The 22,958-nt window shown below is 66.4% G+C and carries 24 protein-coding genes; 11 read left to right on the top strand and 13 right to left on the bottom strand.

The annotated features are described in order from the left end of the window. Positions 1–109: 109 nt before the first annotated feature. The 4 genes from LDH66_RS07155 (at position 110) to LDH66_RS07140 (ending at position 2,984) form a co-directional block, all read left to right on the top strand. Entirely contained in the window at positions 110–850 is a 741-nt protein-coding gene (locus LDH66_RS07155; RefSeq protein ID WP_226480366.1) for an SDR family NAD(P)-dependent oxidoreductase, read from the top strand. Positions 851–1,072: 222 nt separating this feature from the next. After that, positions 1,073–1,765 (top strand): YqjF family protein, encoded by a 693-nt coding sequence (locus LDH66_RS07150; protein ID WP_226480365.1) that lies wholly within the window; start codon positions 1,073–1,075, stop codon positions 1,763–1,765. Positions 1,766–1,860: 95 nt separating this feature from the next. Beyond that, positions 1,861–2,436, top strand: coding sequence for a cysteine hydrolase family protein (locus LDH66_RS07145; RefSeq protein ID WP_226480364.1), 576 nt, complete (start codon positions 1,861–1,863; stop codon positions 2,434–2,436). Between the two features lie 80 nt (positions 2,437–2,516). Further along, positions 2,517–2,984: a phosphopantetheine adenylyltransferase gene (locus LDH66_RS07140; protein WP_226480363.1), complete on the top strand. Its 468-nt coding sequence runs from the start codon at positions 2,517–2,519 to the stop codon at positions 2,982–2,984. 33 nt (positions 2,985–3,017) lie between these two features. Here LDH66_RS07140 and LDH66_RS07135 read toward each other — a convergent pair whose 3' ends face one another. Beyond that, positions 3,018–3,815 (bottom strand): ZIP family metal transporter, encoded by a 798-nt coding sequence (locus tag LDH66_RS07135; RefSeq protein WP_226480362.1) that lies wholly within the window; start codon positions 3,813–3,815, stop codon positions 3,018–3,020. Positions 3,816–3,978: 163 nt separating this feature from the next. Here LDH66_RS07135 and LDH66_RS07130 point away from each other — a divergent pair, with 163 nt between their 5' ends. Then, positions 3,979–5,619: a potassium channel family protein gene (locus LDH66_RS07130; RefSeq protein ID WP_226480361.1), complete on the top strand. Its 1,641-nt coding sequence runs from the start codon at positions 3,979–3,981 to the stop codon at positions 5,617–5,619. A gap of 19 nt (positions 5,620–5,638) precedes the next feature. Here LDH66_RS07130 and LDH66_RS07125 read toward each other — a convergent pair whose 3' ends face one another. From LDH66_RS07125 to LDH66_RS07115, 3 genes are all read right to left on the bottom strand, one after another. Further along, the gene (locus LDH66_RS07125; protein ID WP_226480360.1) at positions 5,639–6,889 is read right to left on the bottom strand and encodes a digeranylgeranylglycerophospholipid reductase; all 1,251 of its coding nucleotides are present in this window, start codon (positions 6,887–6,889) and stop codon (positions 5,639–5,641) included. 491 nt (positions 6,890–7,380) lie between these two features. Next, entirely contained in the window at positions 7,381–7,797 is a 417-nt protein-coding gene (locus tag LDH66_RS07120) for a universal stress protein (protein ID WP_226480359.1), read from the bottom strand. 281 nt (positions 7,798–8,078) lie between these two features. Continuing rightward, complete coding sequence (locus LDH66_RS07115; protein WP_226480358.1) at positions 8,079–8,228, bottom strand: DUF7557 family protein; 150 nt, start codon at positions 8,226–8,228, stop codon at positions 8,079–8,081. Positions 8,229–8,432: 204 nt separating this feature from the next. Here LDH66_RS07115 and LDH66_RS07110 point away from each other — a divergent pair, with 204 nt between their 5' ends. The 4 genes from LDH66_RS07110 (at position 8,433) to LDH66_RS07095 (ending at position 9,838) form a co-directional block, all read left to right on the top strand. After that, positions 8,433–8,672 carry a hypothetical protein gene (locus LDH66_RS07110; protein WP_226480357.1) on the top strand — a complete coding sequence of 80 codons (240 nt, stop codon included), beginning with the start codon at positions 8,433–8,435 and terminating at the stop codon, positions 8,670–8,672. Between the two features lie 104 nt (positions 8,673–8,776). After that, entirely contained in the window at positions 8,777–8,965 is a 189-nt protein-coding gene (locus LDH66_RS07105) for an Lrp/AsnC family transcriptional regulator (protein WP_226480356.1), read from the top strand. An 81-nt stretch (positions 8,966–9,046) separates the two neighbouring features. Beyond that, positions 9,047–9,247 (top strand): hypothetical protein, encoded by a 201-nt coding sequence (locus LDH66_RS07100; RefSeq protein WP_226480355.1) that lies wholly within the window; start codon positions 9,047–9,049, stop codon positions 9,245–9,247. Between the two features lie 132 nt (positions 9,248–9,379). Beyond that, positions 9,380–9,838, top strand: a complete 459-nt coding sequence (locus LDH66_RS07095; protein WP_226480354.1) for a response regulator — start codon at positions 9,380–9,382, stop codon at positions 9,836–9,838. A gap of 36 nt (positions 9,839–9,874) precedes the next feature. On the opposite strand, the gene LDH66_RS07090 is transcribed toward LDH66_RS07095, so the two are convergent. Both LDH66_RS07090 and nirK read right to left on the bottom strand, forming a co-directional pair. After that, positions 9,875–10,666: a hypothetical protein gene (locus LDH66_RS07090; RefSeq protein WP_226480353.1), complete on the bottom strand. Its 792-nt coding sequence runs from the start codon at positions 10,664–10,666 to the stop codon at positions 9,875–9,877. Between the two features lie 267 nt (positions 10,667–10,933). Further along, entirely contained in the window at positions 10,934–12,022 is a 1,089-nt protein-coding gene (gene nirK, locus LDH66_RS07085; protein ID WP_226480352.1) for a copper-containing nitrite reductase, read from the bottom strand. Between the two features lie 200 nt (positions 12,023–12,222). Here nirK and LDH66_RS07080 point away from each other — a divergent pair, with 200 nt between their 5' ends. Next, the gene (locus tag LDH66_RS07080) at positions 12,223–13,329 is read left to right on the top strand and encodes an aminotransferase class V-fold PLP-dependent enzyme (RefSeq protein WP_226480351.1); all 1,107 of its coding nucleotides are present in this window, start codon (positions 12,223–12,225) and stop codon (positions 13,327–13,329) included. Positions 13,330–13,367: 38 nt separating this feature from the next. Here LDH66_RS07080 and LDH66_RS07075 read toward each other — a convergent pair whose 3' ends face one another. The 7 genes from LDH66_RS07075 to LDH66_RS07045 form a co-directional block, all read right to left on the bottom strand. Beyond that, positions 13,368–14,297, bottom strand: a complete 930-nt coding sequence (locus LDH66_RS07075) for a ferritin family protein (protein WP_226480350.1) — start codon at positions 14,295–14,297, stop codon at positions 13,368–13,370. 120 nt (positions 14,298–14,417) lie between these two features. Next, positions 14,418–14,918: a hypothetical protein gene (locus LDH66_RS07070; RefSeq protein ID WP_226480349.1), complete on the bottom strand. Its 501-nt coding sequence runs from the start codon at positions 14,916–14,918 to the stop codon at positions 14,418–14,420. A 156-nt stretch (positions 14,919–15,074) separates the two neighbouring features. Next, the gene (locus LDH66_RS07065) at positions 15,075–15,611 is read right to left on the bottom strand and encodes an NUDIX domain-containing protein (RefSeq protein WP_226480348.1); all 537 of its coding nucleotides are present in this window, start codon (positions 15,609–15,611) and stop codon (positions 15,075–15,077) included. 25 nt (positions 15,612–15,636) lie between these two features. Beyond that, on the bottom strand, positions 15,637–16,791 hold the full coding sequence (locus LDH66_RS07060) for a pyridoxal-phosphate dependent enzyme (RefSeq protein ID WP_226480347.1): 1,155 nt from the start codon (positions 16,789–16,791) through the stop codon (positions 15,637–15,639). A gap of 1 nt (position 16,792) precedes the next feature. Further along, the gene (locus LDH66_RS07055; RefSeq protein WP_226480346.1) at positions 16,793–17,752 is read right to left on the bottom strand and encodes a succinylglutamate desuccinylase/aspartoacylase family protein; all 960 of its coding nucleotides are present in this window, start codon (positions 17,750–17,752) and stop codon (positions 16,793–16,795) included. Positions 17,753–17,881: 129 nt separating this feature from the next. Then, complete coding sequence (locus LDH66_RS07050; RefSeq protein WP_226480345.1) at positions 17,882–18,718, bottom strand: proline dehydrogenase family protein; 837 nt, start codon at positions 18,716–18,718, stop codon at positions 17,882–17,884. Between the two features lie 83 nt (positions 18,719–18,801). Next, on the bottom strand, positions 18,802–21,099 hold the full coding sequence (locus LDH66_RS07045) for an amino acid permease (protein ID WP_226480344.1): 2,298 nt from the start codon (positions 21,097–21,099) through the stop codon (positions 18,802–18,804). Between the two features lie 461 nt (positions 21,100–21,560). Here LDH66_RS07045 and LDH66_RS07040 point away from each other — a divergent pair, with 461 nt between their 5' ends. Then, positions 21,561–22,943: an aspartate aminotransferase family protein gene (locus LDH66_RS07040; protein ID WP_226480343.1), complete on the top strand. Its 1,383-nt coding sequence runs from the start codon at positions 21,561–21,563 to the stop codon at positions 22,941–22,943. The last annotated feature ends 15 nt before the right edge of the window (positions 22,944–22,958 follow it).

The following is a 22,958-nucleotide window of genomic DNA, read 5'->3' as shown; positions in this document are numbered from 1 at the left end:
TGATCGTGCACCGCCGTAAATCCGCGGGTCACGGAATCCGCCGTCGCAGCGATGCGATCGAGACCCGATTTCCGGGCGATTTTTCCACGCCGTCGCCGACTGCCACTGCATGGAGGGACCCGATCTCGCAGGACAGACGGTACTCGTCACGGGGAGCGCCAAAGGCGTCGGTCGCGAACTCCTGCTCGCGACGGCCGACTGCGGCGCGCGGACGGCGGTTCACTACCACACGAGCGCCGACGCCGCACGCGAGGCGGCCGACGAGGCCCGCGAACGCGGTGCGGAGGCGGCGATGACGATCCAGGGCGACGTGACGGATCCCGACAGCGTCGACGGCCTCTTCGCGGCCGTCGAGGCCGAACTCGGCGGCGTCGACGTACTGGTCAACAACGTCGGCGACTTCGCGCCCGCCCACTGGGTCGACCTCGAGTTCGAGGACTGGAACCGCGTCCTCGAGACCAACCTCAACGGGACCTACCTCTGTTCGAAGCGAGCGCTACCCGGGATGCGAGAGGCCGACTACGGCCGAATCGTGAATATCGGCTACGCCTCGAGCGAGCGGGCCATGGTCAGCCCGAAGAACTTCCCCTACTTCGTCGCGAAGGCGGGCGTATTGATGTTCACGCGCATGCTCGCGGCGGACACGCAGGACGACGGGATCACCGTCAACGCCGTCTCGCCCTACGTCGTGGAGAACTCCGACGAGTTCCCCGAGGAACTGCCCCGCGATCGGCCCGCGAGCTTCGAGGACCTGATCGCGCCGCTGTACTTCTTCCTCGATCCGGACAGCGAGTACGTCAGCGGCGAAAATATCGAGGTCGACGGCGGCTGGTTGCCCGAGTCGGTGTGAGCCGATCGAACCGCGGCGCATCGCGCCGCGGGTAGTTTTTGGTCCAGATTTTTGCGAGGAGCGGGTTTCGAGCGACGTGCGCCGTGCGAAGCGAGAACCCCCGACGCAGTAAAAAGGTGGGTGTAGAACCTCGAGGTCGACGGCGGCTGGGTGCCCGAGACGGTGTGAGCCGTCGACGCTGTTTGGCTACGGCTTTTCCCGCCGTCGGCCCCTGCTCACGGTATGGTTCTCCCGATCGCGATGGGGTGGCGACACCTGCTCTTCGCCAACTGGCCCGTCGATCCCGCAGTCGTGGCGGAGCGACTCCCGGATAGCCTCACCGTCGAGACCTACGACGGCCGGGCGTGGCTGTCGGTCGTTCCGTATCTGAACGTCGACGTTCGCCCGCGGGGACTCCCCGCGAGCGTCGGCGTCGAACTCCCCGAACTCAACCTCCGGACGTACGTCAGCCGGGACGGCGAGTCCGGCGTCTACTTCTTCAGTCTCGACGCGGAGGGTGTCCTCGGGGTGGTCGGCGCGCGTCTCTTCCACCGGCTCCCATACTACTACGCCGACGTGGAGATAACCGAGACCGACCGCGGTATCGCGTTTACGAGCGAGCGCCGTCATCCGGGCGCGGCTCCCGCCCGGTTCGCGGGGACTTACGAGCCGATCGGCGATCCGTTCGTCCCCGAACCCGGCTCGCTGGCGGCGTTTCTCACCGAACACTACCGCTACTACACGACGGCTCGAGACGGGACCCTTCGCTACGCCGACATCGACCACGAGCGATGGAGGCTGCGGGAGGTAGCCGTCGATATCGGGACGAACACGCTCTTCGAGGCGAACGGGTTCGAACGTCCCGCGGGGTCACCGATCTGTTACTACGGTCGCGGCGTCGATATCACGTCGTCGCGAAACCGTCGGTGGAAGTGAGCGCTCGAGGACCGATCGATATACTTCGCTCGCGATCGTTCGCCGACCCGTGAGACCGGTGATCGGACGCGAGAATCGAACGAGGTGGTTCTATCGTGAGTGACATCGAATCCGATGCGGCCCTCATTTTGATCGACTTCCAGCGTGGGTTCGACGCCCCCTCGTGGGGCGACCGAAACAACTCCGACGCCGAAGCGAACGCGGCTCGCCTGCTCGAGCGCTGGCGCGAGACCGATCGTCCGATCGTTCACGTTCGTCACGATTCGACGGAGCCCGACTCGCCGCTTCGCGGCGACCGGTCGGGATTCGCGTTCAAATCGGAGACGGAACCGCTCGAGGGCGAGGCGACGATCGTCAAATCGGTCAACAGCGCGTTCATCGGAACGAACCTCGAGGAGCGACTCCGCGAACGGGGCCTCGAAACGCTCGTGATCGGCGGGCTCACGACGGACCACTGCGTCTCGACGAGTACGCGGATGGCGGAGAACCTCGGCTTCGACCCGATCCTCGTCAGCGACGCGACGGCGACCTTCGAGCGGACGTTCGACGGCGAGACGTTCGACGCGGGGACGGTCCACCGCACGGCTATGGCCCACCTCGAGGGGGAGTTCGCCGAGGTGGCGACGACCGCCGAGCTCCTCGGGGAGCGTTCCCGACCCGGAAACGCCTGAACGCGACGTTCGGCTCGGGTCCCGCGCAATCAGTGATATTCCACACCATACTTAACCGGGTACCCGCCCTCGAGTCGCGTATGCGAGTCGCAGTCGCCGGCACGTTCGGGCCGCTCCACGACGGTCATCGGGCCCTCTTCGAGCACGCGCTCCGGTTCGGCGAGGACGGCGTGGTGGTCGCACTGACCAGCGACGAACTGGCGGTCGAGACGCGTCACGAACCCCGCCCCGTTCCGTCGCTCGAGGAGCGAACGCGAACCGTGACCGCGGAAATCGCCGCGCTCGACGAGTGGGACCGCGACGTCGAGGTCCGCACTCTCGAGAGCGAGTACGGCATCGCGACCGACGAGCCGTCGATCGACGCGCTGGTGGTCTCCCCCGAGACGGCCCCCGAACTCGAGGCGATCAACGACCGGCGACGCGAGCGGGGCTTCGAGCCGCTGTCCGGGATCGTCGCGCCCTACGTCTACGCCGCCGACGGCGAGCGGATCTCCTCGACCCGGATCGTCGCGGGGGAGATCGACGAACACGGACGGGTGCTCGAGTGAGTCCGATCCCGTCTGCGGACGCGAGGACGCCGCTCACACGAACGTCAGCGGTACCATGACCAGAATCCCGACGACGATACCGCCCGCGAGTTCCGGCTTCCCGCCCCGTGGAAGTCGCTCGCCGATCTCGAGCGCCTCGGGGACGAACTCCGTGAGCACGAGATAGATCATCGCACCGGCGGCGAAGCCGAAGCCGTATGGCAGGAACTCCCGCGCGTAGCGGACGAAGCCGAACGCGAGGACGGCCCCGATCGGCTGTGGCAGGCTCGAGAAGACGGCCCACCAGACGAGCTTCCAGTTCGCGACGTCCATCGAGCGCAGGGGGATCGAGATCGCGGTCCCCTCCGGAACGTTGTGGATCGAGATCGCGATCGTCATGAAGATCGCCAGTACCGGGATGGTAAAGCCGAGAAACTGGGTGCCGCCCTCGAGACCGAGATCGGCGAAGGAGACGCCGATGGCCACGCCCTCCGGGAAACTGTGGACGGTCAGAATCCCGAGAATGAGGACGAGCTTCTTGAAATCGGCCTCTTCGTACCGCTTCGGATCGATATCGGCGTCCAGAAGTACGTCGTGGGCGATGACCACGAGCGCGACGCCGGCCGCCATCCCGATCGCGATCTCGAGGGGCGTCCCCTCGGCCAGCCCCTCCTCGACGAGGCCGAACAGCGACGCCGAGACCATGATTCCCGAGGAGAGCCCCCAGAGAACGACGTTTCGGCGGTCGCTGATCCCCTCGAAAAAGAAAAACGGGAGCGCGCCGAGCCCGGTCGCCAGCGCCGTAATGAGTCCAGCAACGAACACCAGCGCGAGATTCTCGAGGAGCGCCATCCGTCGGAAAGTGGACTCGAAGACATAAATCGGCGGCGGAGGCAGCGTCTATAGCCGTTTCGTCGCGATTGACACCGTCGTATGAGGGGAGCGGGGCGGTGAGGGACCATCACCGACCCCGCCGACCGGTACCGTCAACAGCCGTCCGTCGAATAATTCGGATATGTCACTGTGGCGATCCCGTCGTACCGGCTACTATCTCGGGCTGGTAGTCGTAACGACCGTCATCTCGACGTTACTCTACAACTACGGGATGGCGACGTGGGAGAACGATCCGCAGCCGCTCTACCGGTCGCTCGAGATCGTCTTCCAGACGTATACCACGACCGGATACGGCGAGGACGCGGGGTGGGCGACACCCCAGATGAACCTGCTGATGATCGCGCTGCAACTCACGGGCATCGGGCTGATCCTGACGGGGGTCGACGTCTTCGCCGTCCCGTGGCTCCGAAACGCGCTCGCGACGACGGCCCCGACGGCCGCACCCGACGTCGAGGACCACGTCATCCTCGGTGAGTACACATCGCGTGGCGAGGCGTTCATCGAGGAACTCGAGTCCCGCGGCGAGGAGTACGTCGTCGTCGAATCCGACGAGGAGACGGCGAGGGCGTTACACGAGGACGAGTACCGCGTCGTCTACGGGGATCCGGAATCGATGGCGACCCTCGAGAACGCCGGCATCGAGCGGGCGACGGCGGTCGTGGCCGACGCGGCCGACGACGTGAACGCGAGCATCGTCCTCTCGGCGCGCGAGGCGAACCCGGACGTCCGGATCGTGACGCTGGTCGAAGACCGGCGGCTCGGGGAGTACCACCGGATCGCGGGCGCGGACGAGGTGCTCTCGCCGCGCCAGTTGCTCGGCGAGAGCGTCGCCCACCGGGTTCCGACGGCCGTGACGACCGCGGTCGACGAGGGGATCGAGATCGGCGACGACCTGGAGTTAGTGGAGCTCTCGATCGCCGAGGGGAGCGATCTGGCCGGTCGCACCGCCGGCGAGGTCCGGCTGCGGGAGCGCTTCGGCGTGGACGGGATCGGTGCCTGGGTCGAGGGCGAGTTCGAGAGTCCGATTCCGCCCGACCGCGAACTCGACGCGGGGACGCGACTCCTCGTCGCGGGCGAACCGGGTCGGATCGACGAGTTACGGGCGGAGGCGGCGTCGACGGTCCAGCCGTTCTCGGCCCAGCACGTCGTGATCGCGGGCTACGGGGAAGCGGGCGCGGCGGCGGGCGACGCGCTCGCCGAGACGAACACGCGGGTGACCGTCCTCGACAGCGCCGACAAGGCGGGCGTCGACGTCGTCGGTGACGCTCGCGATCCGGACGCAGTCCGCGAGGCCGGCGTCGACGACGCGTCGGCCGTGATCGTCACCCTCGACGACGATACGACGGCCGTCTTCGCGACGCTCGTCGTCCGCGACCTGAACCCGTCGATCGACATCGTCGTCCGGGCGAACGACGCCGACAACGTCCGGAAACTGTACCGGGCGGGCGCCGACTACGTGCAGTCACTGGCCACCGTCAGCGGACGGATGCTCGCCTCGACGGTCTTCGAGGACGAAGACGTACTGGCCGTCGACAGACAGATCGACGTCGTGAAACTCCCCGCCGGGCGGCTGGCCGGGCGGACGGTCGTCGACGCCGACGTTCGCTCCCGGACGGGAGGGACGGTCGTCGCCGCAGTCAGGAACGGCGAGACGATATCCGAGTTCGATCCGGCGACGTTCGTCTTCGAGGAGGGCGACGACGTCGTGCTCGTCGGCACCGACGAGAGCGTCCGGTCCTTCGAGGCACAGTTTCTCGCCTGAGAGCACGGTCGACGGGACCCTACAGCAGGGAGCCGAGATCGAAGTCCAGCCGCTGTTTCGCGAGGTCGACGAGCAACGGGACGTCTCCGGGCTCGAGCAGTCTCGCGATGGCACGGACGTTACCCTTGTTCGCCTCGGCCAGCGTGTCGTCGTCGAGCCGCTGGAGGTCCCGCATGAGGTCATCGTAGCGCTCGTTCGGTGCGAGATAGAGGAGCTGCGTCATGAGCAGCCGGCTCTTGGCGTTGGGCGCGACGTCGCGGTGCCAGAGCGTGTCGTAGACCTCGAGGTTCTCGGCGGTCGGCTCGACGCCGTCGTGTTTGAGGACGCTATCGGCGGTGGCGGCAGCCGCTCGACCGGACTGCATGCACTTGTTGATCCCTTCGCCCCAGAGCGGGTCGAGGGTCGGGACGGTGTCGCCGATCGCCATGAACCGATCGGTGTGGAGGTCCGTCGGCTCCTGAATGTGGGCCGAGCCGCGGTGCTGTTTGCCCTCGATCGGTTCGGCGTTCCGGAACCGCGGATCCGTCTCGAGCCAGTGAGAGAGGTAGTCGTCGATGGTGAAATCGTCGCGACTGTACCGGTCGTGGCTGCCGTTCTGGATGTAACAGAGGCCGACCTTGGCGGTGTCCTCGCCCGTGTGGAAGATCCAGGAGTAGCCGCCGGGAGCGATCTCGTGGTCCAGTCGCAACATCATGGCGTCGCGCAGGTCCGCGAAGCCGGGGCGGTCGATGTCGATCCCCTCGAACTCGTACTCGATGCCGATGGCGTGGTTCTCGCGCTTGAGATCGACGATGCCGAGTTTCTTCGCGATGGGTGCGCTCGGGCCCGTCGCGTCGATGACGATGTCGCCGTAGACCTCCTCGTCGCCGTTGTAGGTGACGCCGACGATCTCGCCGTTCTCCATGATCGGCGCGGTGACGCGAGCGTCGAACCGGTACTCGGCACCGTCGTCGCGGCCGTCTTTCACCAGATAGCGTTTGAAGTCCGCGAACTCCAGGACCGCGCCGGTCTGGTCGCGAACGAAGTGTTCGGTCGGCGACTCGAGGACGACGCTGTCGGTGTACTGCATCACGACGTCGTCGGGGATGCCGAAGGCGGCCATCATGGAGTGGAACGTCCCCGCGGTAGACTTGTTACTCTGGCGCGGGAACTCGTCCTCGGCCTCGGTCTCGAGGACGACGACGTCGTACCCTCTGGCGGCGAGATCGCGGGCACACTGTGCGCCGGCGGGACCGGCACCGGCGATGACTACGTCGTAGCGGTCGTTCATGTAATCCAGACTGTGGTGGACCTTAATTAGTTTGTCCTGTTACGGTCGCCGGTACGCGGCGGAATCCCTTGAGTACCGGCCCTGACGCTTGGAGAGCGTGCGACCGCGAGTACAGCGTCGGTATCGCGTGACACTCCGTCTCCCAGACAGATCGAACGGGGCCAGTCGAGAGCGACTCGAGGCGGTGATCGACGACTGCTCGTCACGGGCGACGGCTGACCGGAATCGCGACGCCGTGGACGTCGGTCGATGGGCGAACCAGACTCGAGCGATCGCCTCGGTGCCGATTGTCCGCTCGTCCTCCGCGAGCCCGGTCAGATCGAACCGGTATTCGGATCGGAGCCAGGTCAGGAAGTCGTCGGACGGCGTCGTCGCCGCTTCGATCCGGAATTCGGCTTCCGTCAGCGCCCGGTCGACCGTTTTCGTCAGTGAGAGCGTGTAGGACGCTCCATCGTACTCGAGGTCCGAAGTCGAACGAGTCGAACCGACCGCTAACGGACGATCGTCACCGGGACCGGGGCTTGTCGAGCGATTCGTTCCGCGACGCTGCCCAACAACACCCTCGAGAACCCGGTTCGACCGTGACTGCCGACGATGATCCGGTCCACGTCGTTGGCCGCGGCGTAGTCGACGACGGCGTCGGACGGCTGGCCGACGATCGTCTCCGTCTCGAGCGTGCAACCGTGGTCGGCCGCGCGGTCCTCGGCTTCCGCGAGCAGTTCTTGGGCGGCCTCCTGCTGGCGCTCGAGCAACACGTCCGGGCCGAGGTGTGCCACCTCGCCGTAGCCGCTGTCGGTCGGATCGACGGCGTGGACGACCGTGAGCTCGTCGTCGGGATGTTCCGTACACGCGAAGTCGAGCGCTTCCCACCCCGGGTCGGAGTCGTCGAGCGCGACCAGCAGGTGCATACCGATCGATACGGGAACCAACTACTTGAGTGTCATCCTCTATCACATTCAGTCGACCGGGGGCGACTCGAAGATTCGCGAACGGGAGCGCGGTCGGCGAACGGAATCGGCGGTCAGCGAGGCGAGTCGATGGTCGCGGAATTGCGGTGCACCGGTGACGCGGCTCTCGGTCTCGTCGCTGACCCGCTATGATCGTCTCCGCGAACGCGAGCGACGTCGTCAATCGCTTCTCGTCCGTCTCGAAAGTGCTGCGGAAATCGGGGTACTCGACCCCCGTCCCCTCACTCGGAGTAGCCTTCCTGTAGGAACGCCCCTTCGGTCTCGTACATCGAGACCAGTTCCTCGATGAGTTCCTCGGGGGACTGGCCCTCCTCGCAGTGGCTGTCGAGTCGGTCCTTCAGGTCGTCGCTGATCTCGAGCGTGTGTGTCATGGTCGGAGTGGGAGTCGCGGCGCGATCGGAACGGGTCGAACGCGTCGGCTGTATCGTCGGGAGCCAGCGACAAATAGTCCCGGGACGCGTGTGCAGCCGAAATCGGCCGCCGTGGAGCGGCCGGCGGTAATCGGGACGGGCTCGGACGGACACCGGCACGGGACGGCCGTTCGTTTACCCGGGTGGTCGCGGTAGGGAACGACTATGACAGCGCCACTGACCGACGACGCGGTCGGCAAGACGGTCGTCGACGTCGAGGGAAAGGAACTCGGCATCGTCGCGAAAGTCGAAAACGACAGGGCCTACGTCGACCCGAACCCCAGCCTGGCGGAGCAGGTACTCGCCTCCGTCGGCTGGGAGGGGGAAGGCGAGGAAGACTACGTCGTCACCGAGGACATGCTCCAGCGGGTCGACAACGAAGTGGTCCTGCGGGGCGAACTCTAGGTGACATCGGCGGCCCCAAATCCGACCGCTGTGAACGCTGATCTCGCACGGCCGTCCGGCGGTCGTTGCGGGCCGCGGTCGTACGGGACGAGCGACGGTGAAATATGAGTCACGAACCACTCGATGCGATCGATCGAGAGATCCTCCATCAGTTACAGCAGAACGCGAGACGGCCGATCACGGCCATCGCCGAGGCGGTGAACGTCGCGGACAACACCGTCCGAAATCGAATCGATAAGCTCGAAGCAGCGGGCGTTATCGACGGGTATAGCGCCGACGTAAACTACGACTGAGCCGGCGTCCAGCACCACTACCTGTTCGTCTGTACGGCTCGCGTCAGTGAACGGGAAACGCTCGCGGCGAAAGCCCATCGGATGCCCGGCGTAGTCGGGGTGACGACGCTCATGACCGGCAGTATGAACGTCTACGTCACGGCTGCAGCGCCCGACAAGCAGACGATTACCGATATCGCCTATCGATTGGACGAAGTCGGTCTCTCGATCGACCGGGAACACCTCATCTGGAAACAGGAGTCCGATCCGTATACCGGGTTCCAGTTCGAAGGGAACGACTAGTTCTCGATCAGATATCTCCTCATTTATTCACTAGTGGAGCGTGAGAAACGGAGTTCGATATTTGCAATACGCTTATACGGGTAGTGAGGCTTTTATCTACAGCGCGACTCGAGGGTGGCAGAGACTTCCAACATGAATCGAGACCCCACCCGTCGGCTGACGTACACTGTGCTGGTGGTGGAACCCGACCCAGACGATGCACGCCGCTTCCGGGACCGATTCGACGACATCGATGCCGTCCGTTCGGTTCAGGTCGCCGCCGACAGAGACGCCGCTCTCGACTGCATCTACCAGCGCGGCACGCGTGCGGACTCTCCGATTCCCGATTTCGTTCTCCTCGGACTCGATCTGCCGGCCGAACGGAGCTACGAGTTGGTTTCGAAACTGAAAACGGATCCGGACGTGCGATCCATTCCCGTCGTCGCCATGTCGAGAGCGGACGACGCCGAAACGGTCGCGAAGTCGTACGAGCGGAACGCGAACGCGCACGTTTCGAAACCGAACGACACGGCCGGATTCGATCGGCTCGTTCGAATGCTAGAACTGTTCTGGTTCGATACCGCTCAGTTACCGCATTCAGCAGCGAACTGACGCCGCCCAAGCGCGGCTCACAGACCGTCTCGATCCTCACTCGAGTGACCCCTCGTCGAGCGACTGTTCGCGCCAGGTCGTCCAGTCGTAGAGCCGCTCGAGTTCGCCCCCTTGCTGGCGGATCGCGACGGCGGTGTCGAACAGGAAGGCGGCGACGAGCGACGTCCCGACGAGCCAGGCGGCGTCGGCGAGCGCGCCGTAGCCGGTCGCGTAACTCGTCACCAGATCGACGAACACGATCGCCGCGACGCAGACGATCGCCGGCAGCAGGTGGCGGGTCAGCGCGGCGAACGTCGTCCCCTCGTGGACGCGGACGGCCTGAACCCCGTAGAGCACCGCCCACGCGGAGGTGACGACCCAGCCGACCGCGACGACCAGCCGAGTCGCGGCGGTCTCGACGAGGAAGGTGCCCCACCAGGCGGCCACGAAGCCGACGATAACGACGTAGTCGGCCCACGCGGGCATTAATCGGGAGCGATCGCCGCCGGCCGGCTGCTCGTGGTACATCGCGCGGATCGCCAGCGCGAGAAAGAGGATAAAGAACAGGACCGCACCGTCGACGAACCGGCGGATCCAATCGGGCTCGAGCAATAGCGAGGCGACACCGGCGACGGCGTAGACGATCGCCGCACCGATCCCGATCAGGAGATACCACTGCTCGGTTCGAGCCTCGACGGCCAAGACCTCGCGGACGTAGATCGTCGCGTAGTAGAGCAACACCACCGCTGCGATACCCATCGCGAGATACGCGAACAGCCGTCCGATCGCGACCGTCGCGGCCGGGTCACTGGTATCGAACGCAATCGACGGAATCGGGGCGAACACCATCGGGTGAAACTGGCGGCCGAACCGGTATAAGTATACAGCCCCGTTTCCGGTAGTCGGGAAGGCACCGGCGTTCACCGTCCGCTTCCCAGCAGACGAGATCGGGCACCGGTAGACGACCTGCGCGGACGGTGCAGCGGAACGGCAGTGGCAGTCGCGTTCTCGGAGCGTTCGCGACAGACGCGGGCCGTTCCCCACCGTACTGGACGGTTTCGGCTGTCTCAGTCTCAATACGGGTGGAAAAATCGATTCGAAGCGGGTCAGTCCCGCTCACGGATCTTCGTCGTAGACGTCTCGGGTGGGCTCGCCGCTGACGTCGATGACGCCGAGCGCGCCGCGGCGGGCCGCGCGGGTCAGCGCGTGGTCGACGATCTTGACCGGCCCGGGCACCGGGAACTCCATCTCGGCGGCGGCCGTCGTCCCCGGCGCGACGGGTGCGGTTTCGATATTGCGCTCGGGTTCGGTCAGGAGGTCGCCATCGCGGTAGTAGCGGCTCCAGACGTTCCCGATCGGGTGGAGCGAGCTCAGCAGGTTCGGGCCGCCGTTGGCGAAGTACACCCGTGCGGTTTCACCGGTCTCGGCCTGCATCGGCTGGCCGCCGTCGGGGGCGAATCCGTAGGCCTGGCCGTTGAACACGACGTAGGTCGGCTGTTCGGCGAGCATGGCGTCGAAGTCGAAGCCGTGGTGGCCTTTCTCGCCGACGTCGCCGTCGGTGTAGATCTCGTGCTGGCCGAGGTAGTACTCGGTGTCGACCTCGGGGAGGCCGTCCTCGGGCTCGACGAGGATCGAGCCGAACATCCCACTGCTGATGTGCTGGTCCATGTTCGGGATCGCACAGTGGTAGATGAACACCCCCGCGTAGTCAGCGGTGAAGCTGATCTGGGTGGGGTCGTCGCCGGGCGCGATCGTGGTCGCGTCGGCGCCGCCGCCGGGGCCGTAGACCGCGTGGAAGTCCATGTTGTGGGCGGCCACGTTCAGGTCCTCGGGCACCTCGAAGGTGAGGTTCACCCGGTCGCCGCGCCGGACCCGGACCATCGGGCCCGGGACCTGCCCTTCGAAGGTCATGTAGTCGAAGGTGACCCCCGGCTCGATCTCGGCGGTCACCCGCTCGGTCCGGATCGTGACGTCGTGTTCGCGGGGCTCGTCCCAGTCGACCGGTGGGGGAATGTCCGTCGGATCCCGGGCGATCCGGTCGACGTCGGCCGTTTTCGCCGCCGGCAGTCCCTCCTCAGCCGCCGGCTCGTCGGTTCCAGCACTGTTCTCCTCCGTGTCGCCACCGAGACAGCCGGCCACCGCCAGCGCGCCGGTCGCCCCGATCGCCTGCAGTACGTGCCGTCGGTTGAGTTGGGATTGGGTCATTGTTCTTCTCCTCAGTTACTCGTAGGGTAGACATACGTTCAATCGTATCGACGATTCCCGAGAATCGGTAAGCGAATCGGCCGTTCCCCGTATATCGTGGGCGTTTATATACGTCCGCGGGACGACCGCTCGTCACCCACTGGGGCTGCCGCGATGGCTAACCGCCAGAACGAACACGGAACCTGACGAATGACCACGCGATGGATCCGATCGAGATACGCGAGGCGATGCCGGCCCTCGAGTCGGGCGTCTACTGCAACTGGGGTGCCGGCGGGCCGAGTCCCCGCCGAGTCGTCGCAGCGGCCGAATCGGCGCTCGAGCACCACGAGTACGAGGTACCCGCGGCGGAGGGGATGTATCCCGCGGCGTTCGACGTCTACGACGAGGCGCGGACGGCCGTCGCCGACCTGATCGGGGCCGAGCCGGGCGAGATCGCGCTCACCCAGAGCACGACCGACGGGATCAACCGAGTCGCGGGCGCGTTCGACTGGAGCGAGGACGACGTCGTCGTCCGGACCGACCTCGAGCATTCGGCGGGGATCCTGCCGTGGCAGCGCCTCGAGCGCGAGCACGGCGTCGAAGTGCGGGTCCTCGAGACCGTGGACGGACGCCTCGATCTCGCGGACGTGAAAGCGGCGGCCGAAGGCGCGACGCTGTTCTGCGTGAGTTCGCTCACCTGGACCCACGGGACGCGACTGCCGATCCGAGCGGTCGTCGACATCGCCCACGACGCCGGCGCGCTGGCACTGGTCGACGCCGTGCAGTCGCCCGGACAGGTTCCAGTCGACGTCCGCGAGTGGGACGCCGACTTCGTCGTGGCGGCGGGACACAAGTGGCTGCTCGGCCCCTTCGGTGCCGGGTTCCTGTACGTTCGCGAGGGAGTCGAGCGAGACCTCGTCCCCGCCGCGATCGGCTACCGCAGCGTCGACGACGAGAACGCCAGCGACTATCGGTACGCGGCGGGAGCGCGACGGTTCGAGGTCGGCACCGCGAGCCCCGCTCCGTACGCCGGGCTCACGGAAGCGATCGACGTGGTCGAAGACGTCGGTCTCGAGACGATTCAACGGCGAATCGAGACGCTCACCGACCGGCTCAAAGACGGCGTTCCGGACGACCGACTGCTGAGTCCCCCAGAGTACGAGTCCGGACTAGTGACGATCGCCGCCGACGACCCCGAGGGAACCGTCGACCGGCTCGCCGACCGGGGAATCGTCGTTCGACCGTTACCGACCCCGGAGGCGGTCCGCGCGTCGGTCCACGCGTTCAACAGCGAGGGGGACGTGGACGCGCTGCTCGAGGCGCTATAGGTGATTCGGCGGAGGAAATCGCGATCCTCGGCGACGCGTCAGTCGGCGGCCCGTCGCTCCTGTAAGGCGGCCTGTACGTCGCCGTACCGTTCGAATCGATCGGCACCGACGTAATCGACGGTGTCCTGGAGGTACCGGACGAGTTGCTCGCCGATCTGCCGCTGGTCGTATCCGTCGAACGGCTGCTCGTCGTAGACGGGATCGGCGAGCAGCCGGTTCTCGACGTACTCCTCGATGCGCGGTTCGTAGACGTCCGCGACGATGTCGGGTTCGGCTTCGGCGAGTTGCTTCATGACCCACCGTCCGTTCTCGATGTGTCGGGTCTCGTCCTGTCGGACCTTGCCGATCGCCGCCTGGAACGACTCGAGGACGACGTCCCGTCCCATCGCCTCGGCTTTCAGTTCGATCATCTGGTCGAAACTGAGATAGCCGCCGCGGGCGAGCTGTGCCTCGACGATCCCCATGTAGTTCAGGTACGCTTCGCCGAGCGCGTAGACGAGTTCGGTCCGATCACCGCCTTCGATCGCCGCCACGAGGTCGTCCGCGGTGTCGTAGAGATCGTCCGTGCTGTACCCCTGCTCCTGATACCCGCCCTCGCGGTACGGAGCCGTCTCCTGCGTGCCGAAGACCTCCTCGAAGTAGCGGCTGAAGAAGTCGGTGTGCTTCGCCTCCTCGTACACCTGCTGGGCTAAGAACATCTCCTCTTGAACGGTATCGAACGGCATCTCCTCGTTCGGCAGCGCGTCCAGCGCCATCATATACGGCGCGAGCGTCCGCGTCACGTCCTCCTCACCGTCGTAGAACCCCGAACACGTCGCGAGGAACCGGTGCTGTTCGGCCTCGGAGAATCGGGACCAGTCCTCTCGGTCCCGCTCGAGATCGTACTCGTCAGGGTCCCAGGTGCCCTCTCGTTTCCCCTTCCGGTAGAGCTCGTAGGACGTCTCGCGGTCGCCGTAGTCGATCGCCATGTGTCGGCCGTACAACACGATCGATAATGAGGATTTGGGTGAGTATCACTATCGCGGATCGGGCGTCGAAGATGAGGGGAACAGCGGTATTGCCGACGGCCTTAGTTCCGCTCAAACCGACTATTCGGTCCCTGAATCGGCCGACGCAGCCGCCTCGACCATCGTCTCCCGTTCGTCGAAGTAGACCGGCGCGTCGGCGTCGGCTTCGAACTCGATGACGCGAGTCAGCGCCTCCTCGCCGTCGTCGACCGTCGACGACAGCTCTTCGGCCAGTTCGGAGTAGTCGGCGGCCAGCGCCTGAAACGCCTGCATTCGTGCCTGCTTCGCCTCGACGAGGAGTTGTTTCTCCTCGAGTTCCTCCTGTAACTCCTCGATCGCCGCGACGTCGACCTCGCCGGCGTCCGGCACGTCCGCGGTCGAGGGCGTTTCGGTCGCCTCGACTTCGTCGGGCAGCGCCTCGAGGCGCGACCGGATCTCGGCCATCTCCTGATCGATCTCGTCGAGGAGGTCGTCTGCCTCCTCGCCCATCGTCGCGACGCTGCCCGAGAGCAGGCCGGCCTGGGTGCGGCAGTACTCGACGACGTCCTCGACCGCGAGTGTGTCCGCGGCGTCCTCGCTCATGGTCGCCCTTGGGACCGTCGGCCGAAGTCACTTTGGTCCGCCGTCGACGGAGAACGCGCTACGCTGCTCCCCGCTCTTCACGAGAGCGATCGCTTCACTGGCGGCCGTCCGTACCGAAATCGGCTGCTTCGTTTCAATTGGACTACGGAACCGAGATCACTCGAGCAGTGCGGCGGCCTCGCGGAACCGCTCCTCGTGGACCGGTCGAAAGGTCTCGTCGGACGTGTCGAATTCGGCCGGCGTCCAGAACCGCGCGTCCGTCGCGTCGCTGCCCGCGTCCGGCTCCCCCTCGGCGTCGGCGCGGTCGGCCACGTAGTGGACCGTCACAACGTGTTTGCCCGCCCGAGGCGGCATCGTCGACGCGCTCAGAATCTCGAGGTCGGCGGGATCAACGGCGACACCGGTCTCCTCGCGGAGTTCACGTGCGGCCGCTTCGGGGGGCTCCTCGCCGATCTCCATGTGGCCGCCGGGGATCGTCCACTCGCCGACCCCGGGCGGGACGCCGCGTTCGACGCAGAGCACGGCCGGCTCTGGCCCCGATCGATCGACGACCGCGACGCCGGCACAGGGGACCGGGTTGTGCCAGACGATCGCGTCGCAGTTCGGACAGCGCATGCGCTCGCGACTATCGAACGTGATCGACTCGAGGCGGGTGCCGCAGTCGGGACAGAACGTCGGCGGTCGGCTGACCATCTATCGACGTTTCAGAACCGAACCGTCATAGGGTTTTCAATCCGCTGCCGGTCAGCGGCACGACGACGTCGTCGTCGGCGTCGATGACGCCGTCCTCGCGGTACCGCTCGAGCGCCGCCGGTGCGACCGCACAGGTGGGCTCGACGTAAAAGCCGTTGCGGTGGAGCCGATCCAGTGCGGTCTCGATCGGGTCGTCGCCGAGCGCGATCGCGTCGCCGTCGGTCGCCGCGATCGCGTCGACGATCTCGGTCCCGCGGGCGGGTTCGGTGATCTGGATGCCGTCGGCGATGGCCGTCCGTTCGCCGTCCTCGTCGGTCGTATCGCCGCCGAGCGCGGCGACGATCGGCGCATAGCCGGCCGCCTGTGCGCCCAGCAGGCGGGGCATCCCGTCGACGATGCCGGCCTCGTTGAGCAGGGAAAAGCCCCGATACGCGCCGAGGAAGAGCGTGCCGTGACCGATCGGGAGGACGACGGCATCGGGGACGGTCCACCCCTGCTGGGCGGCCACCTCGAACGCGAATGTCATCGTTCCGGCGTAGAAGGCCGGATTCCAGGCGTGGCTGGCGTACCAGCCTTCGCCCGTCTGATACGGAACACCGTCTTCGTCGGTCGTCTCGTCACCGCTCGCGTCGCCTTCGACGGCCTTGACACAGGCCGCGGTCACGTCCTCTCGGGTCCCCTCGATTCGAACCGGGCGGGCGTCGGCCCGCTGGATCGCCATCAGCTTGGACTGCTTGACGTCCGCCGGAACGTAGATGTCCGCGTCGAGGCCGGCACGGGCCGCGTAGGTCGCGATCGACGCGCCCGCGTTGCCCGAGGAGTCCTCGATGACCTTCTCGACGCCGAGTTCGACGGCCCGCGAGAGGGTCGTCGTCGCGCCCCGGTCCTTGAACGAGCCCGTCGGGAAGACGTACTCGAGTTTGAACTGCGCGTTCCAGTCGGGGGCCTCGACCGTCGGCGTGAAGCCCTCGTAGAAGGTGACGTGCTGTTCGATCGGGAGGAACTCGAAGAACGTCCACAGCCCCTCGCTGGTATCGAGGCTGTGCAGCGGGAGCGGATCGCCTTGCGGGTGCGGGCGCTCGGTGAACTCCAGTGCGCGGCCGCAGCCACAGCGCCACGGTTCGTCCGGCCCGGCCTCGTAGACGGTCCCGCAGTCGGGACAGCTCAGATCCGAGGCCATCTCAGTACTCACCGACGTCGGTCCCGACCGAGCAGACGTACTCGCCGGTCGCGACCTGCGGGAGTCGCCGCGCCCGCCAGAGGATCCCCTCGCCGTCGGCCGTCACCTCGGCTTTCGGGTCCCCAAAGGGAGTCGTCACTTCGAACACCGTCTCGCCGGGCCGGACTCGGTCGCCGAGGTCCTTGTGCATGGTCACGAGCCCACCCGCCGGTGCGCCGTACTGCTCGAACCCTCTGGCGCGGGTCTGGGACTCGAGCGGCTGGTCTCCCTCGAGGAAGTTGTAGTACCGGAGGACGTTAAACACGCCCGCGACGCCCTTTCGGATGCTCTCCTCGTCCCAGCCGACGGCCCCGCCGAGTTCCGGGTCGACGGTCGGGATACCGTCGTCAGGAGCCGCGCGGGCCAGTTGACCGTCCGGGCCCTTCTGGTCGAGCACGTAGCCGCAGCCGAAGGCCTTCGCGAGTTCGAGACACTGGTCGTGGAGCCGGTGGCGCTTGCCACAGCGGACGCGGACCTCGTCTAGCATCCGACTAGTCGATCCCTGATGGAGGTCGAGGATCAGGTCCGCCCTGGTCGCGGCGTCGAACGTCGCGGCCGCGATCCGCTCGCTCGAGGTGCCGCTCGCGTTGCCGGGGTAGGCGCGATTCATCTTCGTGTCGTCGATCGGGTTGCGGTGTTCGGCGACCTGGAACGCGTGATAGTTGACGATTCCGACGATGAGGATCGTCCCCGAGAGCTCGGCGGGATCGAGTCGCGGCACGACGCGCTGGACGACGCCGACGCCGTTGAGTTCGTCGCCGTCACTGGCCGCCTGCATATAGAGGGTCTTCCCCGCAGCCGCGCCGTTCACCACGGCGACCGGCAGCCCGAACGGGCTCCCGTCTCGCGTCTCCCCGATCTCGAGACGGCCCGTATCGATCTCGCCGGGCCCCGCGCTCGCGGTTCCGAGCGTCGTCGTCATATGTCCACCACGATGGATCCGTTTGCCTTTATACTATCCTTTGATCCCGACCAGCGGGCACGGACGCGAGCGTGCCGGCTCGATCAGCCCGCGTTCGTCGCTCGAAATCGAGACTCGAGAGCGGTCCGTTCAGCCGCTGAGAACGGCGCGGAGTGCGAACCGGAGGTTCTCTCGTCGCTCCATGACCCGCCGGTAGAAGTAGGACTTCCAGCGGTCGCCGTAGGGGACGTACTGCCAGACCTCGTACTCGTCGGCCAGTTCGTACTGGGCGTCCTCGCGGACGCCCATGAGCATCTGGATCTCGAACGCGGTGCCGTGGCGCTCGTGGAGCGCTTTCGCGCGCTCGATCATCGCCGGATCGTGGCTCCCCACCCCGATCCCGCCGTCATAGTGTTCGAACGCGTACTCGAGTAGGTCTCGATACTCCCGGTCGATCCGCGCGGAATCCGTGTAGGCCACGTCGGCCGGGGGATCGTAGGCGCCCTTTACGAAGCGGACCTTGCCGGGGACGTCGGCGAGGCGTCTGACGTCCGCTCGCGTCCGTCGGAGGTTGGCCTGGACGCAGATCCCGACGCCGCCCCCGTGGTCGCGGGCGAGCGCCTCGAACGCGTCCAGCGTCGCGTCGGTCGTCGTGTGGTCCTCCATATCGACCCAGACGAAGACGTCGTGATCGGCCGCCGCGTCGACGATCGCCGCCAGTTCCGTCCGGAAGACGTCCTCGCCGAGATCCAGGCCCAGTTGCGAGGGCTTGACGGAGATGCAGGCCTCGAGCCCCGAGCCCGCGATATCGGCGACGAGCCGCCGATACTCGGCGGCGTCGGCTTCGACGGGGTCGCGGTCGTCGTAGTGTTCGCCGAGGAGATTGACGATCGCCTTCACGTCGCGCTCGTTCAACCGACGGACGTGCTCGAGCGCTTTCGCAGGAGATTCCCCCGCGACGAACCGGTTCGCGATGGGCGGGATCATATCAGATATACTGGTCGCCACGCGTAAGGCTGTTCCTCCGTTTCTCGAGCGGGTTCGGACGGCCTGCGAGAACGGCGGGGCGGTTACTCTTCCTCGATCCCCAGCAGCCGTTCGCGCATGGTCCGTTCGCGGGCGGTCTCGGCGAGCAACACCGAACAGTCGACGTCATCGAGGACGTCGAGGACTAGCGAGCCTCGGACGACCCGCGACAGCAGGCCGCGCTCGGTCGCGCCGATCACGACCAGCGTCGCGTCCGTCGCGGCGTCGTCGATGGCGGTTTCGACGTCTCGGTCGTCGACGATCAGTTCGGCGTCGGCCAGCCCGTTCTCGGCGGCCCACTCCTCGAGGAACCGCTCGCCGTCCGCCCGAGACTCGTCCGCGGAGAGGGCGTGCAGGAGTGTCACGCGGGAGTCGAATTCGTCGCGGAGCAGTCGGACGACGTCCGCGCCCAGCACCGAGTCCGGGCCGCCGGCCGTCGGCAACAGGATCCGGCTGGGATCGAACTCCCGCCCTTTCAGCATCAGGAAGTCACAGGGGAGGTCGTGGGTCAGCTCGTCGATGCGCGACTCGGCGCGGCCGTGGGAGGTCGGCCCCCAGCCCATGACGACCTGATCGGCCTCGAAGGTGCGCGCGGCGTCGAACACCTCCTCGAACGAGCGATGGGAGAGCACCGTGTGCGTTTCGACGGGGACGCCGAACGTCTCGACGTCGGCGCGGGCCTGCTCGAGGAGCTTCCGTGACTCGGCGTCGATCCGGTCGGTCTCCTCGGCGCGTCCGAGCGGCGTCTGGTCCGGGACCTGGACGATGTGGACCGCGTGGACCGTGCCGCCGCGCTGGGTCGCAATCGCGCCGGCGAGCGTGATGAGATCCTTCTCGGTGCGGGGGTTCGAGAGGGGGACCATCACGCGGAAGTCGCCGCCGTTCGTGCCCGCGGCGGGCGTCTTGGCGGCGTCGGGGCGGACCGAATCGGCCGCGGCCACTGCGGCGTCGGGCATTTTCTCGGACCGGTCGAGGATCCAGCCGGCGAAGACGCCGGCACTCTCGACGCGCTGGCGGGCGTACAGCAGGTACCAGATGGCCGCGAAGACGACGAGCCCCGCCGAGAGGTAGATGACGAACGGTTCGATGTACACGATCAGCGCGAACGAGGAGATCGTTCCGATAATCGGGACGAACGGATACAGCGGCACCTCGAAGTCGGGATCGTAGTCCGCAGGCTCGGCCTCCCGCATGACGATCAGTGCGATGTTCAACAGCCCGTAGACGATCAGGTGCAGCACCGAGCCGGCCGTCGACAGGATCTCGAGGTTCCCGAACAGGAGGAAGGCGATGATGAGCGCGCCGGTGATCAGAATCGACTTGTACGGCGTCCCGAAGCGCGGATGGATCTCGTTGACCGACGGCGAGAGGATCTTTTCCCGTCCCATCGCGAAGTTGATCCGCGACGACGAGAGGATGGACGCGTTCGCGCTCGAGGCCGTCGCCAGGAGGCCGCCGAGCAGCAACAGTCCCCAGCCGAGCGCGCCCAGGCTGAATCCGAAGACGCTGTACTGGCCGAAGAGCAGTTCGGCGGCCTCGACGACGGCCGTCTCGTTGTTCGCCACGAGTTCGTTCGGAACCGCCGCGAGCAATACGAGGAGGAACAGGGCGTAGACGACGGTGACGATGACGACCGAGCCGATGACCGCGAGCGGGAGGTTCCGGCCGGGGTCCTTGATTTCCTCGGCGACGGAGGTGATCTGGACGAAGCCGAGATAGGAGACGAAGACGATGGCGGTCACCGGGAGCACCTCGCCGGGCGTCCCTTCGGGTGCGAGCGGCCGCAACGACTCGAGGTCCGCGTTCAGGAGCCCGACGATCGTGAAGACGCCGAGAATGGCGAGCAGCGTGAGTACGATCCCGATCTGGAGGCCGCCGGTCTCTTTGGCACCCATGTAGTTGATGGCGATGAACAGCGCCGCGCCGACGAGCCCGATCGTCTGGGCCGCCGAGATCGTCATCGGGCCGAGCGCGAGGGCCGGCGCGCCCACGAGCTGGTTGACGTACTCGCCGAACCCGTACATGTAGAACGCGGACGCGAAGGCGAGCCCGAGCCAGTTAGCCCAGCCACTGATCGACCCGAAAAGCGGGCCGAGCGCGCGATTGATGTAGAAGTAAGCCCCACCGGATTTGGGCATCGCCGTTCCCAGTTCGGAGGCCGACAGCGCCGTAAACAGCGCGGTGACGCCGCCGATGACGAAGGTGAGCGCCGCCAGCGGTCCCGCTCGAGCGACAGCGGTGCCCGGTAGCACGAAGATTCCGGCTCCGATCATCGTGCCGATACCGATCGCGATCGCCGAGAGCAGACCGAGGTCCTTCGCGAGTTCCTCGTCGGCGCTCATACGGGGACACCACCGCTGTCCCCGGTTCCGTCGGTCTCGAGAACCGTCGTCGTTTCGTCGATCTCGCCGGAAAGCGGGCCCTCGCAGCGCCGTTTCGGCCGCTGCTTCCGTCGGCTGGTCGCGTTCGATACCGACCCTCTCGGCGGACCGCTCGCGCGACATCGGGCGTTCATTGACTCGGATTTGAGTCGGAGACGGTGATAAACTCCCTGATTACACTGTCGAATCCATAGTTTTCTGGCACTGTATTGACGATCGCTGAGAACGAGTGGATTCCATTGGTCGGAACCGGAGCCGCGACGGACTACTGAACGACGCGCGACGCCGACGAGACCGCCGTCTCGTCTCGGCTCGCTCTCTCGTCTCGAGCGATCGAGACTTCGACTGTGTTCAGTAACTGTATACGGTCTGTATGAATATCGTGGACAAATTATTTATAATTGTTTCACCTGCCCATACGTATGACCGCAGGACCGCCGATAGACGAACTCCACTTCGAGGACGCACCGACCGTCGACGCCGTTCCCGGGCCGAACACGCGGGCCTTGCTCGAGAAACAGCGGGAAATCGACAGTAGCGCGGTCGCGTATCCGGACGATATCCCGATCGCCTTCGAGGAAGGGAAGGGTGCGACGGTCCGCGACGCGGACGGCAACACCTACATCGACCTCTTCGCGGGGATCGGCGTGTTGAACGTCGGTCACTCGAACCCCTACGTGCTCGAGGCGGTCCACGAGCAGGCCGACAAGTTCGTCCACACGGTCGACTTCCCGACCGAGGCGCGGCTCGAACTCATCGAGAAGTTAGACGAGATCGCACCCGACGGTCTGCGGGGCCAGAACAAGGTCGTCTTCGGCGGTCCGACCGGCAGCGACGCCATCGAGGCGTCGATCAAACTGTCCAAGTATAACACCGGCGGCGACGGCCTGATCGCGTTCCGCGGTGCCTACCACGGCGCGACGACCGGCGCGATGAGCGTCACGTCGAACAAGAAGTTCAAAGAGCACTACACGCCGCTGCTCTCGGACGTCGTCCACGCGCCGTACCCCCATCCCTTCCGGCAGGACAAGACTCCTGAGGACGCCGTCGACCACGCGCTCGAGGAGGTGCAGGCCATCGTCGAGGACCCCTACGGCGGGCTCGCGAACCCCGCGGGTATCATCGTCGAACCCATTCAGGGCGAGGGCGGAATCGTCACGCCGCCGGCGGGCTTCCTGCAGGGACTGCGCGATATCGCCGACGACAACGACGTGACGCTCGTCTTCGACGAGATCCAGAGCGGCCTCGGCCGCACCGGGCAGTGGTGGGCCAGCGACTGGGACGGCGTCGCCCCCGACGCGATGACGAGCGCGAAGGCGCTGGGCGGCGTCGGCTTCCCGCTGTCGGCGACGATGTACCACGAGGACCTGGATACGTGGGGGCCGGGCGACCACGCCGGCACCTACCGCGGGCACGTCGTCGGCATGCGCGCCGGCACCCGCGCCATCGAGTACATTCAGGATCACGACCTGCTCGCGCACGCTCGCGATCTCGGGGAGTACATCCAGGGTCGGCTCCGCGAAGCCGGCGAGGGCAACGACCGGCTCGCCGACATCCGCGGCAAGGGCCTGTTCATCGGCGCGGAGTTCGTCGACGCCGACGGCACCCCCGACGGCGACCTCGTCGACGCGATCCAGCAGTACTGCTTCGAGCGCGGCGTCCTGATCTGGACCGCCGGCCGCCACGGCAACGTGCTCCGGTTCCTGCCGCCGCTGGTGCTCACCCGCGAGCTGGCCGAGACGGCGCTCGACGTCGTCGTCGAGGCGATCGAAGACGTGACCGAGGAAGCGAAACGAGCGGCCTGATACTCGAGCCGAACG

The sequence above is a fragment of the Natrinema amylolyticum genome (assembly GCF_020515625.1).
In the GTDB taxonomy this organism is placed as follows: domain Archaea; phylum Halobacteriota; class Halobacteria; order Halobacteriales; family Natrialbaceae; genus Natrinema; species Natrinema amylolyticum.
The sequence above is the reverse complement of the archived record's forward strand: the minus strand, read 5'-3'. Positions and strand labels throughout refer to the sequence as shown.

Excerpts from the sequence above, each read along its gene's own strand:
- LDH66_RS07155 (WP_226480366.1), top strand. The coding sequence starts at position 110 with ATGGAGGGACCCGATCTCGCAGGACAGACGGTACTCGTCACGGGGAGC.
- LDH66_RS07150 (WP_226480365.1), top strand. The coding sequence starts at position 1,073 with ATGGTTCTCCCGATCGCGATGGGGTGGCGACACCTGCTCTTCGCCAAC.
- LDH66_RS07140 (WP_226480363.1), top strand. The coding sequence starts at position 2,517 with ATGCGAGTCGCAGTCGCCGGCACGTTCGGGCCGCTCCACGACGGTCAT.
- LDH66_RS07135 (WP_226480362.1), bottom strand. The coding sequence starts at position 3,815 with ATGGCGCTCCTCGAGAATCTCGCGCTGGTGTTCGTTGCTGGACTCATT.
- LDH66_RS07130 (WP_226480361.1), top strand. The coding sequence starts at position 3,979 with ATGTCACTGTGGCGATCCCGTCGTACCGGCTACTATCTCGGGCTGGTA.
- LDH66_RS07125 (WP_226480360.1), bottom strand. The coding sequence starts at position 6,889 with ATGAACGACCGCTACGACGTAGTCATCGCCGGTGCCGGTCCCGCCGGC.
- LDH66_RS07120 (WP_226480359.1), bottom strand. The coding sequence starts at position 7,797 with ATGCACCTGCTGGTCGCGCTCGACGACTCCGACCCGGGGTGGGAAGCG.
- LDH66_RS07115 (WP_226480358.1), bottom strand. The coding sequence starts at position 8,228 with ATGACACACACGCTCGAGATCAGCGACGACCTGAAGGACCGACTCGAC.
- LDH66_RS07110 (WP_226480357.1), top strand. The coding sequence starts at position 8,433 with ATGACAGCGCCACTGACCGACGACGCGGTCGGCAAGACGGTCGTCGAC.
- LDH66_RS07105 (WP_226480356.1), top strand. The coding sequence starts at position 8,777 with ATGAGTCACGAACCACTCGATGCGATCGATCGAGAGATCCTCCATCAG.
- LDH66_RS07100 (WP_226480355.1), top strand. The coding sequence starts at position 9,047 with ATGCCCGGCGTAGTCGGGGTGACGACGCTCATGACCGGCAGTATGAAC.
- LDH66_RS07095 (WP_226480354.1), top strand. The coding sequence starts at position 9,380 with ATGAATCGAGACCCCACCCGTCGGCTGACGTACACTGTGCTGGTGGTG.
- LDH66_RS07090 (WP_226480353.1), bottom strand. The coding sequence starts at position 10,666 with ATGGTGTTCGCCCCGATTCCGTCGATTGCGTTCGATACCAGTGACCCG.
- nirK (WP_226480352.1), bottom strand. The coding sequence starts at position 12,022 with ATGACCCAATCCCAACTCAACCGACGGCACGTACTGCAGGCGATCGGG.
- LDH66_RS07080 (WP_226480351.1), top strand. The coding sequence starts at position 12,223 with ATGGATCCGATCGAGATACGCGAGGCGATGCCGGCCCTCGAGTCGGGC.
- LDH66_RS07075 (WP_226480350.1), bottom strand. The coding sequence starts at position 14,297 with ATGGCGATCGACTACGGCGACCGCGAGACGTCCTACGAGCTCTACCGG.
- LDH66_RS07070 (WP_226480349.1), bottom strand. The coding sequence starts at position 14,918 with ATGAGCGAGGACGCCGCGGACACACTCGCGGTCGAGGACGTCGTCGAG.
- LDH66_RS07065 (WP_226480348.1), bottom strand. The coding sequence starts at position 15,611 with ATGGTCAGCCGACCGCCGACGTTCTGTCCCGACTGCGGCACCCGCCTC.
- LDH66_RS07060 (WP_226480347.1), bottom strand. The coding sequence starts at position 16,791 with ATGGCCTCGGATCTGAGCTGTCCCGACTGCGGGACCGTCTACGAGGCC.
- LDH66_RS07055 (WP_226480346.1), bottom strand. The coding sequence starts at position 17,752 with ATGACGACGACGCTCGGAACCGCGAGCGCGGGGCCCGGCGAGATCGAT.
- LDH66_RS07050 (WP_226480345.1), bottom strand. The coding sequence starts at position 18,718 with ATGATCCCGCCCATCGCGAACCGGTTCGTCGCGGGGGAATCTCCTGCG.
- LDH66_RS07045 (WP_226480344.1), bottom strand. The coding sequence starts at position 21,099 with ATGAGCGCCGACGAGGAACTCGCGAAGGACCTCGGTCTGCTCTCGGCG.
- LDH66_RS07040 (WP_226480343.1), top strand. The coding sequence starts at position 21,561 with ATGACCGCAGGACCGCCGATAGACGAACTCCACTTCGAGGACGCACCG.